This is a genomic window from Photobacterium panuliri (genome assembly GCF_059920555.1).
In genome coordinates, this window is sequence record NZ_CP197192.1 from 3,092,672 (window position 1) to 3,106,713 (window position 14,042).

Genomic DNA, 14,042 nt, shown 5'->3' on the forward strand with positions numbered 1-14,042 from the left:
CTGACAATCATGAAAAAATGGCTTTCCCTCGGCCTGACCAGCCTGCTCCTCGGTTGTAGCGCACAGGGCGAATTCTCCCCTGCCGCACAAGTAACCCCTCCGGCAACGTTCTACGACGCAACTATCCGCAGCCCGGACGGCCAAACCTTAACAATCAGCAGCCTCGCGCAAGCTGTCCGTGATGCCGATATCGTGCTGGTCGGTGAGTGGCATGGCCACCCGGCTGCACACCTGATGCAGACAAAACTGTTCTCCGCCCTGTATGCCGAAAACCCGAACATGGCACTGTCCATGGAGCAGTTCACCCGCGACAAGCAGCATATCGTCAACCAGTACCTTGCCAGTGAAATCGGCGAGAAAACACTGATCAAAGAGGGCAACGCCTGGCCCAACTACAGCAGTGACTACCGCCCGTTGGTGGAGTTTGCCAAACAGCACGATCTTGATGTCATTGCCGCCAACGCCCCGAAGTCGATTGTCCGCTGCATCGGCCAACAAGGCGCCGGTTACATCGAGCAGTTACCCGCCAACGAGCGGAAGTGGGTTGCCGAGACACTGACCCTCAATAACGATCGCTACCGTCAGGTCTTCAACGCCTCAATGCACCACGGAGACGAAGCCAAAACCAACCGCCAGTTTGCTGCGCAAACAGCATGGGATGACACGATGGCCGAAAGCATGGTCAATTACCTCGCCCTACATCCAAATACCCAGATCATCCATACTGCCGGACGCTTCCATGTCGCAGAAGGGCTCGGGACGGCATCACGGATTTTGGCCCGGAATCCGGCTCTGAAAGTCGTCATGGTCACTCCAATCACCGATGAAAGCGAACTGTCGGAGAATGCACCGGACTACACCTTCAAGGTGATGCCGCTGCCGACAAGCTACATCAACAAAGACAAGATGAAAGCGGCAATGAACGAAATCTATTCACGTAACAAAGGGCTGCAGTGTTATGAAGAAGGGAGGCTACAGCCAGCAAAGCCAGCCGGCCAATAGACAAAAGCAGGATATATAGCAGAAAACCAAAAGCCCCGTCGGCGGCCAAGCTTGCGGGGCTCTGGAGAGAGACAGCGAGTAATATCTCGACACTGACTATCGCATAACCGTGCTGACCGGAAGCTGAACCTTCCCCCAGTGATAGGCGAGCCCCCCTCTCGCACCGCCGCCACGGTGAGAGAATCCGCAAAGCAAGAAAGGCGATAAGGCACAACCGCTGACGGGTAACTGAATGTGACTTAGATCTTGTTATTCGCGACAACCGCAGATTTGAAGTAATATATGCCCGTGCCCAACGTGTATAGGGCTTTTATTCTAGGAAAACGATGAAAAAAACATTTGCTTTAACTCACCCAAAGAAAGCGGTTCCACGCGTTGTTGACGCTGTTAAATTCGAAGTGAAGAAGTACATCAAGCGTGAGCGCAACAAAACTCTGCCTGCAGGCGCTGACTTCTGGAGCTTTGACTGCCGATTCGGCGATACCGAGCAGGAAGCAAACGTCATCCACCTAAAAGAAATCAACAAGTCTATTGATGCGGTGGTAGCGAAAGGCCTGACTTCGTTCTATCTGGAAATCTTGGCCAAGCCAAGCGTTCGCCAGAAAAACATTGAAGCCGACGACGAAGAATAAGTCAGACGCAGATAATAAAAAAGTAGCCCAATGGCTACTTTTTTATTATCTGGTGTTGATAGCCTTACGCATCAGAACCAGCGTTCAAGTGACGCTTTATCAAGCTGTTTAAACGCACGGTTAAGTACCTGAGCCAGTTCCATATAGCGGGGCTGAGACTTAACCGGCTGCATCGCATAGCCTTCACTCAAAATTTTGTCGTGGATTTCGCGATACCAGCTCGCCAACGAAGGCGGCAACGTGGTATTGCTCCGACGCCCCAACCACCATAACCCCTGCAGCGGCATGCTCAAAGCAAACAGCGCGACGGCAATCGCCTGCGGCAAGGCATCATAATTATTGAAAGCCATTTGGCTCAGTACACTCATCACCGCGACAGCTGGCATGACCCGCATCGCAAACCGGGTCGCCCTGATGTAACGCTGCTCGGGAAACAGCATGGCCAGCTCTTTCCGCATCGGCCACGTTGACATGTAATCCTGCCCATCACGGAATGATTGCCAGAGTGAGTTGTGTTGATTCATAAACCACCAATCTTCAAAAAAATCAGTAAAAAATCAAATTGACAAATAACTAACTTGATTCAAATTAATTTTTTCTAAAAATCTTTTTGTTATATTGCGTAACAATCGCTATCCTAAGCACGCCTACATTCATTGTTGCCTGTAATCTCCGTAATGGCAACTGGAGGCACTTCCAAGGATGGCCCAGGATTCGGGTTACTCGTTTCTAATTCATATATGGATATAACATGAATTTGACCCTGGTTAGACTGACAGATGCAAAATGTCGTCTATCCTATGGGTAATTTTTATTCAGTTGAATATCAACTTTCAGACAGATTATAGGTAGTCACTCTCATGTCTAAGCTGGTTTTAGTTCTTAACTGCGGTAGCTCTTCGCTAAAGTTCGCTGTTGTTGACGCTGTTTCAGGTGATGAGCACCTGTCAGGTCTTGCAGAATGTCTGCACCTTCCAGAAGCACGCATCAAGTGGAAACTTGATGGCAAGCACGAAGCTCAACTAGGTGAAGGCGCTGCTCACGAAGAAGCACTAGCGTTTATGGTAGACACAATTCTTGCGTCTAAGCCAGAACTAGCAGAAAACCTAGCAGCTATCGGTCACCGTGTAGTACACGGCGGCGAGCAGTTCACTGCATCTGCACTGATCACTGACGAAGTTCTAAAAGGTATCGAAGACTGTGCAACTCTAGCACCTCTTCACAACCCTGCGCACATCATCGGTATCAAAGCAGCACAAACTGCATTCCCAGCACTGAAAAACGTTGCTGTATTCGATACTGCATTCCACCAGACTATGCCTGAAGAAGCGTTCCTATACGCACTTCCATACAACCTATACAAAGAGCACGGCATCCGTCGTTACGGCATGCACGGTACTTCTCACCTGTTCATCACTCGTGAGACAGCTAAGATCCTTGGTAAGCCAGTTGAAGAACTAAACATCATCAACTGCCACCTAGGTAACGGTGCTTCTGTTTGTGCAATCAAGAACGGCCAGTCTGTAGACACTTCTATGGGTCTGACTCCTCTTGAAGGTCTAGTAATGGGTACTCGTTGTGGTGATATCGATCCTGCGATCATCTTCCACCTACACGACAACCTAGGCTACTCTGTTGAGAAAATCAACAACATGCTAACTAAAGAGTCTGGCCTACAGGGTCTGACTGAAGTGACTTCTGACTGCCGTTTCGTTGAAGACAACTACGGTGAGAAAGAAGAAGCAACACGTGCAATGGACGTGTTCTGCCACCGTCTAGCGAAGTACGTAGCTGGTTACACTGCGTCTCTAGAAGGTCGTCTAGACGCAATCACTTTCACTGGTGGTATCGGTGAAAACTCTGCACCTATCCGTGAGATGGTACTTAACCGTCTAGCTATCCTAGGTGTTGAAGTAGACAGCGAAGCTAACCTGAAAGCACGCTTCGGCGGCGAAGGTGTTATCACTGCTGCAAACAGCCGTGTTCCTGCAATGGTTGTTTCTACTAACGAAGAACTAGTGATCGCAGAAGATACAGCTCGTCTAGCTGAAATCTAATCCGTCACCATAGTTGATGAACGGCTGGCTTTGGCCGGCCGTTTTTTCATGGTTGATAAGTTAGCTCACACTAACTGAACCATGTCAGTCTGTTGTGGCGCTGCTCAATAATGGTTTCTCAATCATTATTGACCAGCGCTGTATTATCAATAGTTGAGGAATCCACAGTGTCCCGTACTATTATGCTTATTCCGGTTGGCGCCGGTGTTGGTCTTACTAGCGTAAGCCTTGGTGTACTTCGCGCCATGGAACGCAAAGGTGTTCGCGTTTCATTCTTCAAGCCTATCGCACAGCCTCGTCACGGCGGCGAACAGCCTGATCTAACTACCACAATCATCACTGCAAACAGTGACATGAAAGTGGCAGAACCATTCTCAATGGCATGTGCTGAAGAACTTATCCGTAACGATAAGAGCGACGTTCTGCTAGAAGACATCGTTGCGCGCTTCAAAGAGTCTACAGCTGACGCTGAAGTAGCACTGATCGAAGGTCTAGTTCCTACTCGCAAGCACCCATTTGCTAACCAGATCAACTACGAAATTGCGAAAACGCTAGACGCGGAAATCGTATTCGTTGTCTCTCCTGGTACAGACAACCCTGCACAGCTTAAAGAGCGCATCGAAGTAGCATGTTCTAACTTCGGCGGCATCAAGAACAAGCAAATTGCTGGCGTTATCGTTAACAAACTAAACGCACCAGTAGATGCCGAAGGCCGTACTCGCCCTGACCTATCTGAAATCTTTGACGATGTAGAAGGTACTGTACCGTCTAACGTTGAAGTAATGCAGGTTTTCAACTCTAGCCCAATCCGTGTACTTGGCTGTGCACCTTGGAGCGCAGAGCTAATCGCAACCCGTTCTACTGACATTGCGAAGCACCTGAACGCTGAAATCATCAACGAAGGCGAGATCGCGACACGTCGCATCAAGAGCATCACTTTCTGTGCACGCTCTATTCCGCACATGATTGAGCACTTCCGCCCAGGCTCTCTGCTTGTTGCTTCTGCTGACCGTCCAGACGTTGTCGTAGCAGCGTGTCTTGCAGCAATGAACGGCGTTGAAATCGGTGCCCTACTGCTAACTGGCGGCTACGAGCTACCAAAAGCGGTCACTGACCTATGTAAGCGTGCTTTCGAAACAGGCCTACCTGTAATGACTGCACCGGGCAACACTTGGCAAACGTCTCTGAACCTTCAGAGCTTCAGCCTAGAAGTACCAGCTGACGACAAAGAGCGCGTTGAGCTAGTTAACGAATACATGGCTAGCCACATCGACGGCCAGTGGATTGAATCTCTAACTGAAGGTTCAACTAAAGAGCGTCGCCTAAGCCCTCCTGCATTCCGTTACGAGCTAACTGAGCTTGCACGTAAAGCAGCTAAGCGTATCGTTCTTCCTGAAGGTGACGAGCCTCGTACAGTTAAAGCAGCGGCTATCTGTGCTGAGCGCGGCATTGCAGAATGTGTGCTTCTTGGTAACCCAGAAGAAATCCGTCGTGTTGCTGAGCAGCAGGGCGTTACACTAGGTGCTGGCGTAACTATCATCAACTCTGATGAAGTACGTGAAAACTACGTTGCTCGCCTTGTTGAGCTACGTGGCGCGAAAGGCATGACTGACGTTGTTGCACGTGAAAAACTACAAGACTCTGTTTTCCTAGGCACTATGATGCTAGAAAACGACGAAGTAGACGGCCTGGTTTCAGGTGCGGTTCACACAACAGCGAACACTATCGTTCCTCCGTTCCAGATCATCAAGACTGCACCTGATGCGTCTATCGTATCGTCTGTATTCTTCATGCTGCTACCTGACCAAGTACTGGTTTACGGTGACTGTGCGATCAACCCAGATCCAACTGCTGAGCAGCTTGCAGAAATCGCTATCCAGTCTGCAGATTCTGCTAAAGCGTTCGGTATCGAACCACGCGTTGCTATGATCTCTTACTCTACTGGTGAATCTGGTAAGGGTGCAGACGTAGATAAAGTACGTGAAGCAACTAAGATTGCTCAAGAGAAGCGTCCTGATCTCGTGATCGACGGTCCTCTACAGTACGACGCCGCTATCATGGAAAACGTTGCTGCTTCTAAAGCACCTAACTCTCCAGTAGCAGGTAAAGCAACTGTATTCGTATTCCCTGACCTAAACACAGGTAACACGACATACAAAGCGGTACAGCGTTCTGCTGATCTTGTTTCTATCGGTCCAATGCTTCAGGGCATGCGTAAGCCGGTGAACGACCTTTCTCGTGGCGCACTAGTAGACGACATCGTTTACACTGTTGCACTAACTGCGATTCAGGCAAAGCAAGCAGAAGAAGCAAACAAGTAATTTCGATTACTTTGCGCTAAAGTCCTCAACGCCTCCGCTTTTGCGGGGGCGTTTTTTTATCTCGGTAAAACAGAGAACTACCACCTTCCGATTCATCGCTAAATGCTATCAGAGCGATAGTTATTACAAATTGGCATCCTCCGGTTACCAAGCGTAAATTCACTCCCATATTAATAACCGGAATACACGCCATGACTGCGCTCGTGTCACCTTCAGCCAATACTGCTTACAGCCAACCGGCCCATCTTCTTAAAGGCAACAGCCGTCGCCTGCTTGGCCCGGCTTTTATTGCAGCAATCGGCTATATTGACCCGGGTAATTTCGCAACCAACATCGAATCAGGTTCAGCGTTTGGCTACCAGCTACTATGGGTTGTGCTGTGGGCTAATTTGATGGCGATGCTCATTCAGTACCTCTCTGCCAAGCTGGGTATCGTAACCGGGAAAAACCTTGCCGAGCACCTTCGCGACAACCTGCCACGCTGGGCGGTTGTTCCTTATTGGATTCAAGCTGAAATTATCGCAATGGCCACCGATCTGGCCGAATTCATCGGGGCCGCCGTCGGTTTCCAATTACTGCTAGGGGTAAGCCTACTAGAAGGCGCAACCATTACCGCCCTACTAACCCTCGCAATTCTCACCCTCGGCCGTCGCAGCCAGAAACCCCTAGAACTCTTTATCGGCGGCTTGTTGGTATTGGTTGCCGCCATCTATGCCGTCGAACTCTTGATGGCCAAGCCTGCCGCCACTGAACTCGCGACCGGCCTGTTCATCCCGACCCTAAACGATCCCAAGCAGATTTACTTGGCAGCAGGCATTTTAGGGGCCACGGTCATGCCGCATGTTATTTACCTGCACTCGGCACTGTTCACCGCACAAACAAGCCACAATATCCGCCAGCGACTCAAGATGACACGGCTTGATGTACTGATCGCGATGACGATCGCCGGTTTTGTCAATATCGCCATCATTGCCATGGCGGCAGCAGTCTTCCATCACACCGGGCGCAGTGATATCGCCAGTATCGAAAATGCATATCAGACCCTGACCCCGCTGCTGGGTAAGGGAGCCGCAGTGCTATTCGGGCTGTCGCTGATCGCCTCAGGCCTATCATCAACGGTTGTCGGCACCTTAGCCGGTCAGGTGGTGATGCAAGGCTTCGTCCGCTTCAGCATCCCTATGTGGTTACGCCGGACAATCACAATGCTACCGGCATTTGGCTTTATTATGGTGGGAGTCAGCACAACCGATATTCTGGTTGCCAGCCAAGTCGTACTCAGCTTTGGGGTGGCCCTCGCCATTATCCCATTGCTGATTTTCACCAGCCGTAGGCAAATTATGGGGAGTTTTTGCAACCCTCGGATTATTTCGGCCTTAGGCGGAGTTATTGTCTCCTTGGTTCTGACACTTAACGGATACCTACTTTGGAGCCTTGTGGCATAACTTATCAAACAAAAAGCCCTCGACTATACGAGGGCTTTTATCTGATAAATAAACCACTGAAGAATTATGCCATCTTATGCTTTACATCAATTTTGCAGAAGAAAAAATGCTGGGTAAAGCTATCTACCGAATCAGATTCCATCATATAGCACCCTTTTGAAAGTTTTTTTATTCTGTAAGATCCAAAACAGCCATTCTTCATATCTTCAGGGACAAAATAATACTCGTCAGTCAACGTCCCAGAACAGTGAATTCGGTCAACATCACCATTAGATTTTTCAATAAATGCATTCAATACATATCGATTTGAATAACAATGCCGGATATGCGATGTCACAACCAAATCATTATGGTATTCTCCACGACCAAAATAAATCGTATCATTAAAGTAGTCAGCAAAAGAGTAGAACATCAAGAAAATCAAGACGGGTAAAGATATGTAAAAAAACACATCCATTTTATTTGCAAACAATGGTGCTATTTTTTTCAGAAACATCGCAAGATGAATATTCATCACTCAATACCGCATCATCAAAAGAAACTTGGTTAAAATACATTGTCGAAAAATAGACAAAACCACCCATCACCACAACACAAAGAAAAACTTTAATCTTGAAATAAAGACTCTTATTTAAAGCAATATTTCCCTCTTGAAATTCTTCTTTTAAGGTTTCTTTTTTATCATTAAAAAGATAATCACTATACTTTAATATATATCCTTTCCCTGGCACATTAACGATTATTTCCTTATCATAATCATCCAGTAATATCCTTAATTTATTCACTGTTTGTGTAATGTTCTCTGGCGATGTATGGCCGCGCCATACAGCATCAACAATGATATCCTTATCTACCACTTGACCATTTCCGCAGCATAATACTGAAAGAAACTCTAATGGTTTATTGGGAATAACCTTAACGCAAGCAGAAAGATCATTATTAAGAAATAACCTTCCCGTTTCTAAATCTAAAATCCATTTCCCCAATTCAATATACGAGCCATTCATAGCCATTTATTCTATCTAAGCATTAAATATTGAGACAAGTCACTTTCAAAAGTTAAAACTGCGAAATGCTATACTTATGGAAAATTTACGTCAAGCTCTATACGCATACAAGCACTCAATAGTGACACCCATCCAGAATATTTAAAATTTAATAAATTATAAGTTGACAATACAAGTAAAATCAAAAACAAAAATAATTCCTCTGCGATATATAACCAGTTAGTAACTAACAATTTGTCATACCATTTCATAAGATAGCAGCCATAAATCCACGATTGCATATGTTGATTTCGTGATAAGTCGTACCTTTCGCGTGAGTAAACGTAAACATGAAACTAAGTACAAAAATAACAACAGCCTTCACATCATTTTTTGTTATCTCTTTTGCTCTAATTACAAGTATCAATTTGTCGAACTTTAGTGAGTCATCAATAAAGAATCATGAGAGTAAAATGCAGTCCCAGTCCCAAATGCTCGCGACTGTGGTAGCACAATACTCTGAAAGATATTTTGATATTTTAAGCACCTCTAGCTTTGATATCGATACTGCTGATAATGAGAAAATGTCAGCAGTAATGGCTAAGCTCTCTAACATCACATCAAATTCAGCAATATCTAATGTCTATATTGCGATGAATGATGGTGGCATCATTACTAAAAATGGTTTTGATGTGACAAAAAATGCCAAAGGAAAACGTTGGTTTGACAACATTATAAATGGTAGTCACAACCGCTCATTCACTGAAGCCTATGTCGATGAATTTACAAAGAGATGGATCATTACATTCAGCGTTCCTCTCTACGATGCCAGCAGCAATATTTATGCTGTTGTTGCGGCCGATCTATATTTGGATGAACTCAATAAGTTTGTTTTATCAACTGTTGCAACGAATAAAGTTGATGTCTACCTAACCAAAAGCGGTAATGTGATCGCCAGTGGTGATAGCACTATGCTACACACCAATATTTATGCTGATTACCCTCAATATAAAAACCGCTCAGGAAAAATCAGCTATAGTGGCGAACAAGGTAATATCATTGCTTACATTACCAATGTAGAAACGTTGGGATTTAGCGTTGCTAACTATGAATATGTGTCCGAAATAGAGAAAGAGAGTAATAATAACTTTATTCTTGGAATCATCATTCTTTGCGTGGCTAGCCTTCTAGCCATGTTCTTATGCCAAATATTTGTACGAAAATATATCTACGCCCCTATTGGCGGAGAACCTGACGATATTAATCATCTTGTTGAGAATATCTCAAACGGTATCTTGACTGATATCCCTCAACTGAGTGCAAAAGATGTTGGTGTATACCGCTCAACACTGATTATGGCTAACAACCTAAAAGATATTATTGTCAGCATCAATAACTGCTCTAGTGACTTGCACAAATCATCGAAACTCATTGCCGATTCATCGGTAGACGTCGATAAGTCATCCCAGCACCAAATCATGGAACTGGAGCATGTCGTTACCGCAATTAATGAAATGTTGGCAACCATTACTGAAGTTTCAAAAAATGCCAGCGTAACATCGAAATCCTCTAATGATGCCCACCATCGCTCAACAGATGGCCAACAAATTGTGGATGAGATGAACGACAATATAAAATTGCTCGTCAATGATCTTGGCGAGATCCAAAATGCCATCAATATTGTTCAGCAGGAAACGGAAAATGTCGGTGGTATTCTTGATGTTATTCGTGGTATTGCCGATCAAACCAATCTATTGGCACTCAATGCCGCAATCGAAGCTGCACGAGCGGGAGAGCATGGCCGGGGATTCGCGGTGGTAGCCGATGAAGTTAGATCACTGGCGACCAAAACTCAGCAGAGTACCGATGAGATCCAAACCATGATCTCCAAACTCAAGGAACAAGTTCATCACTCTGTTAGCCTGATGGAAAACAACGCACGTAGTGCCCACAATACGCTGTCTAAATCGGATGACGCGGCCCACATGCTCCAGTTGATTGAGCAGGAAATTCGCCAAATCCAAGATATGAACATTCAAATTGCCACGGCGACCGAAGAGCAATCTCAGGTCACTCAGGAAATCAATAAGAATGTATATAATATCAATGACATATCAAAAGAAACTGCGGCTGTTATCAACCAAAACAAGATTCAGGCAGAAAACTTGGAACTGCTCTCTGTTGAACTGAGCAACTCTGTTCTCAAGTTTAAAATTTAATAACAGGCACGATCCCCATAAAAAAACCGCCAACATTGTTGGCGGTTTTTTCGAATATAGCCTTACTTTTTTGACCAATGACGAATTTTCACGATCTCTTCAGCATCAATGCCTAGTGATTCCAAAAACTCCTGATGTGCATCCGGCTCCATTTTTTCAAACTGCTTATGCCAATTGTGCATGTCCTGCTCATTAAAACCAGCCGCTTTCATAATGTCAGTCCAACGCTCTTTCGTTACCATGTTTTGCTCCAATAATGTCGGTTGTTCCAATAGCATCACAATCGCTTTTTGTTGCTGGCGCAGCATCTGAATTTCGTCTTCCAATGCATTAAATTGTTCACGCAATATCTGCTCTTGTGTTGTCTGACTGTCACGATCAAGCAAAGAGGCAATGTGACTGACAGAAACCCCAAAAGACCGGTAAGCCAAAATACTCTCCAATCTTTTGATTTCATTCTCGCCGTACCAACGATAACCATTTTCAGACCGACAACGGGGTACCAGCAATCCGGAACGCTCATAATAGAGTATTGTGGTTCGTGAAATTTTATGGTGTTTCGCTAACTGACTGATTGTCAACATAATAGGCTCTCTTGCTTAACTTAGTGATAGTCTGAACCCGTCACTTATAGACAGGTCAACAACTACAACAGAAATATTATGCCGGTATTGATGTCACTTAATGCTGAATTTCAGGCAAAAAAAAGCCGCTATCTCCATAGCGGCCAAACCAGACTCAATCAAAAATAGTTCTTATACACTGCTTAGAACATCCAGACACATTCTGAAACAATTTAAATATAGGCGGCAGATAGTGAACCTAATTGACTCAAAATTCAAGGTTTAGCCCACACAAGAGCTCGAAATAACCGAGATTAAACATCGAATTTACCGAAGTAAAAAGACGCGACAAACATCATGGATCATTTTTATAACGGGAAATCCCCCCAGCCCCGAAACCATTACAACAGCAAAAACTGGCCGCCAATCTAAATAATGCGCTAAGGTGTATATCCCTTGTGACACGGAAGACACAAAGACGATGGATACCATCAATACACTCGGTCTATTTATAGGCTCTTTACTTTCAAATACCCTTGCGTCCCTATCCGGAGGCGGTGCAGGACTCATCCAGTTCCCCCTGCTTATCTTTCTCGGCCTGCCGTTCGCCATAGCCCTTGCTACCCATAAAGTTGCCAGCGTCGCACTGGGATTGGGAGCTGCCATCAAGCACCTTCGCAGCGGTACGCTCGAATGGCAACCGGCACTCTATGTCATTTTGGCTGGCAGCCTCGGGGTCATCCTCGGAGCAAAAGTTATTCTGTTCGTTCCCGGAAGAGCGGCCGAAGCCATGTTGGGCTTGCTCATTCTGGGATTGGGTCTCTATTCACTCACCAAGCAGCAACTCGGCCAACATGCAGCTCCCTGCCACAGGGATCGGTATGGATACCTATTGGGGGCACTGTGCTTGAGCTCTATTGGTATTCTCAACGGATCATTAACGGCAGGCACCGGACTGTTCGTTACGCTATTTTTGGTGCGTTGGTTCGGCTTTGACTATAAACAAGCCGTGGCGCTGACACTGGTCAGCGTAGGCCTCTTTTGGAACGGAATTGGGGCTGCCACCATGTATTTGAGCGGCGCTGAGATCTACTGGCCGTGGATCCCTGTCTTACTGTTGGGCTCCTTATTGGGCGGTTATCTTGGCGCGCATCTCGCAACCAAGAAAAGCAATGCCCTGATAAAACGCTGCTTTGAAATACTGACATTCATCATCGGAATCAAACTTCTGCTTGGGCTTTAACTGAAAAAAACGGTGGTAGCCCCCGCTATCACCGCTCTTTCATCACAGGTATCCAAAGTAAAAACATCACTCCGTTAAATAAAACTCAATACTGGTGACGACTCGAATATCCTTTTCAATTTTATACAAATCACCGTACTCTTCACCTGAATCGGTGATTGAAAAATTACCTTGCCGGGCAGAGCGAATACTCCCTACTTTCACCCCGGCATTTTCAGCAAACTCATTAGCTGCGATACGCGCATTTTTGGTCGCGGTTTTCAGCATTTCAGGCTTAATCGAGTTCAACTGGGTAAAGCGGTAAGTCGGCGCATCATTAGTAATGTTGTAGCCTTTTGCCACCAGCTTATTTACCTCAGCACGGACCTTTTTAATATCATGTACCTTGTGGGTTTCTAGGCTTATACGCCCAGTCAAATTATGCTCTTGCTCTACCACAACCTGCTTGTCATCGCGGTATTCGTAGACGCTGTAGTCAATCAAGCCGATCTCTATTTCATCGTCACTAAAGCCGTTTGCTTTCAAGATCGCTACAATTTCTTGTTGCTGTTGCTCAGCTTGTTGATAAAGCGCTGGTATATCAGCTTTGCTTTTCGCTTGGTTAGAAAAACTCATGGTCCAGTTGGCGGTATCCGCTTCCACACGCTTTTCCGCCAACCCTTTGACTTCCGCTGTATTCATCGCAACCTTGGCGTTGTACATCGTCTGCCCGATAAAGTAACCGCCCGCCCCAAGTCCAGATGCAACGAGTAGGCCGCTCAATACAATCCCTAGCAAATTATTATTCATTCAAACTACCTGCCATTGTCCTAATAGAGGTAAGCATTTCATCTTTGTGCAGATCCTTCCAGAGGCATTTATCCGGTTATGTCAAAGCTTGTTAGTTACCTCCCAAAATGCGACACAAACCGGTCCTTCAATTCACCTAGATTCTCTTTATCCAAACGTAAAAAAACGCACCGGAGTGCGTTTCTAATCAGGAGCGACCTAAGGGCCCTGTTGAGAGGCGTTTTTATTCGGCTAACTCAACCGAGCAAATCACCTCTCCCTCGAAGGTAACAACCTTCAAGGTATTCTCTTCCAATATACCATAGCTGGCTTGGTGCTCACCGCGAGGAATAGTCACCGAACCTGGGTTGAAAGCATAGATATTGCCCTGTTTCTCAGCAACCGGCAGGTGGGTATGGCCGGACACAACCACATCGCCATCACGCAGTGGCGGGTGCTTTTCGGCATTGTACAAATGCCCGTGGGTCAGGAACAAACGTCGCCCCGATGGCAACAGCACCAAATTATAATCAGCCATCATCGAGAAGCTCAGCAGCATCTGATCGACATCACTATCGCAGTTTCCCCTCACCGCTGTAATCTGGGTAGCGTATTCATTGAGCAAATCGGCCACGTCGATTGGCGCATAACCGGCAGGCAAGGCGTTTCGCGGGCCATGGTTCAGCACATCACCCAGCAAAATAAAATGATCGGCTCCGCTTTTCTCGAAAGCCGCCAAGGTACGACGGGTACTCTCGGCACAGCCGTGAATATCAGAAGCAAAAAACAATTTCATGGCATATCGTGTT

The 14,042-nt window shown here is 46.1% G+C and carries 13 protein-coding genes; 7 read left to right on the top strand and 6 right to left on the bottom strand.

What is annotated here, in order from left to right; genetic code table 11:
* Positions 1 to 9: 9 nt before the first annotated feature.
* Both ACSF8X_RS14005 and ACSF8X_RS14010 read left to right on the top strand, forming a co-directional pair.
* The gene (locus ACSF8X_RS14005; RefSeq protein ID WP_500850261.1) at positions 10 to 1,002 is read left to right on the top strand and encodes a ChaN family lipoprotein; all 993 of its coding nucleotides are present in this window, start codon (positions 10 to 12) and stop codon (positions 1,000 to 1,002) included.
* 326 nt (positions 1,003 to 1,328) lie between these two features.
* Positions 1,329 to 1,634 (top strand): DUF6172 family protein, encoded by a 306-nt coding sequence (locus ACSF8X_RS14010; RefSeq protein ID WP_047877448.1) that lies wholly within the window; start codon positions 1,329 to 1,331, stop codon positions 1,632 to 1,634.
* 71 nt (positions 1,635 to 1,705) lie between these two features.
* On the opposite strand, the gene yfbV is transcribed toward ACSF8X_RS14010, so the two are convergent.
* Positions 1,706 to 2,158 carry a terminus macrodomain insulation protein YfbV gene (gene yfbV, locus ACSF8X_RS14015; protein ID WP_047877449.1) on the bottom strand — a complete coding sequence of 151 codons (453 nt, stop codon included), beginning with the start codon at positions 2,156 to 2,158 and terminating at the stop codon, positions 1,706 to 1,708.
* Between the two features lie 336 nt (positions 2,159 to 2,494).
* On the opposite strand from yfbV, the gene ACSF8X_RS14020 reads away from it, so the two are divergent.
* The 3 genes from ACSF8X_RS14020 (at position 2,495) to ACSF8X_RS14030 (ending at position 7,454) form a co-directional block, all read left to right on the top strand.
* Positions 2,495 to 3,691, top strand: coding sequence for an acetate kinase (locus tag ACSF8X_RS14020; RefSeq protein WP_500850262.1), 1,197 nt, complete (start codon positions 2,495 to 2,497; stop codon positions 3,689 to 3,691).
* A gap of 167 nt (positions 3,692 to 3,858) precedes the next feature.
* A complete protein-coding gene (gene pta / locus ACSF8X_RS14025; RefSeq protein ID WP_157037769.1) occupies positions 3,859 to 6,012 on the top strand; it encodes a phosphate acetyltransferase in 2,154 nt (717 codons plus the stop codon).
* Positions 6,013 to 6,203: 191 nt separating this feature from the next.
* Positions 6,204 to 7,454: an Nramp family divalent metal transporter gene (locus tag ACSF8X_RS14030; protein ID WP_500850263.1), complete on the top strand. Its 1,251-nt coding sequence runs from the start codon at positions 6,204 to 6,206 to the stop codon at positions 7,452 to 7,454.
* Positions 7,455 to 7,518: 64 nt separating this feature from the next.
* Here ACSF8X_RS14030 and ACSF8X_RS14035 read toward each other — a convergent pair whose 3' ends face one another.
* A complete protein-coding gene (locus ACSF8X_RS14035) occupies positions 7,519 to 7,968 on the bottom strand; it encodes a hypothetical protein (protein WP_500850264.1) in 450 nt (149 codons plus the stop codon).
* Positions 7,913 to 8,467, bottom strand: a complete 555-nt coding sequence (locus ACSF8X_RS14040) for a winged helix-turn-helix domain-containing protein (RefSeq protein ID WP_500850265.1) — start codon at positions 8,465 to 8,467, stop codon at positions 7,913 to 7,915. Before ACSF8X_RS14040 ends, ACSF8X_RS14035 begins: the two co-directional genes overlap by 56 nt.
* A 323-nt stretch (positions 8,468 to 8,790) precedes the next feature.
* Between ACSF8X_RS14040 and ACSF8X_RS14045 the strand changes: the two genes are divergently transcribed.
* Positions 8,791 to 10,659 carry a methyl-accepting chemotaxis protein gene (locus tag ACSF8X_RS14045; protein WP_500850266.1) on the top strand — a complete coding sequence of 623 codons (1,869 nt, stop codon included), beginning with the start codon at positions 8,791 to 8,793 and terminating at the stop codon, positions 10,657 to 10,659.
* Positions 10,660 to 10,721: 62 nt separating this feature from the next.
* Here the strand turns inward: ACSF8X_RS14045 and ACSF8X_RS14050 are convergent, their stop codons facing one another.
* Complete coding sequence (locus tag ACSF8X_RS14050; RefSeq protein ID WP_500850267.1) at positions 10,722 to 11,243, bottom strand: MerR family transcriptional regulator; 522 nt, start codon at positions 11,241 to 11,243, stop codon at positions 10,722 to 10,724.
* 460 nt (positions 11,244 to 11,703) lie between these two features.
* Between ACSF8X_RS14050 and ACSF8X_RS14055 the strand changes: the two genes are divergently transcribed.
* Positions 11,704 to 12,465 carry a sulfite exporter TauE/SafE family protein gene (locus ACSF8X_RS14055; RefSeq protein ID WP_500850268.1) on the top strand — a complete coding sequence of 254 codons (762 nt, stop codon included), beginning with the start codon at positions 11,704 to 11,706 and terminating at the stop codon, positions 12,463 to 12,465.
* 66 nt (positions 12,466 to 12,531) lie between these two features.
* Here the strand turns inward: ACSF8X_RS14055 and ACSF8X_RS14060 are convergent, their stop codons facing one another.
* The gene (locus tag ACSF8X_RS14060) at positions 12,532 to 13,254 is read right to left on the bottom strand and encodes an SIMPL domain-containing protein (protein ID WP_047877457.1); all 723 of its coding nucleotides are present in this window, start codon (positions 13,252 to 13,254) and stop codon (positions 12,532 to 12,534) included.
* Between the two features lie 223 nt (positions 13,255 to 13,477).
* Positions 13,478 to 14,029 (bottom strand): phosphodiesterase, encoded by a 552-nt coding sequence (gene yfcE, locus ACSF8X_RS14065; RefSeq protein WP_500850269.1) that lies wholly within the window; start codon positions 14,027 to 14,029, stop codon positions 13,478 to 13,480.
* Positions 14,030 to 14,042: the final 13 nt, after the last annotated feature.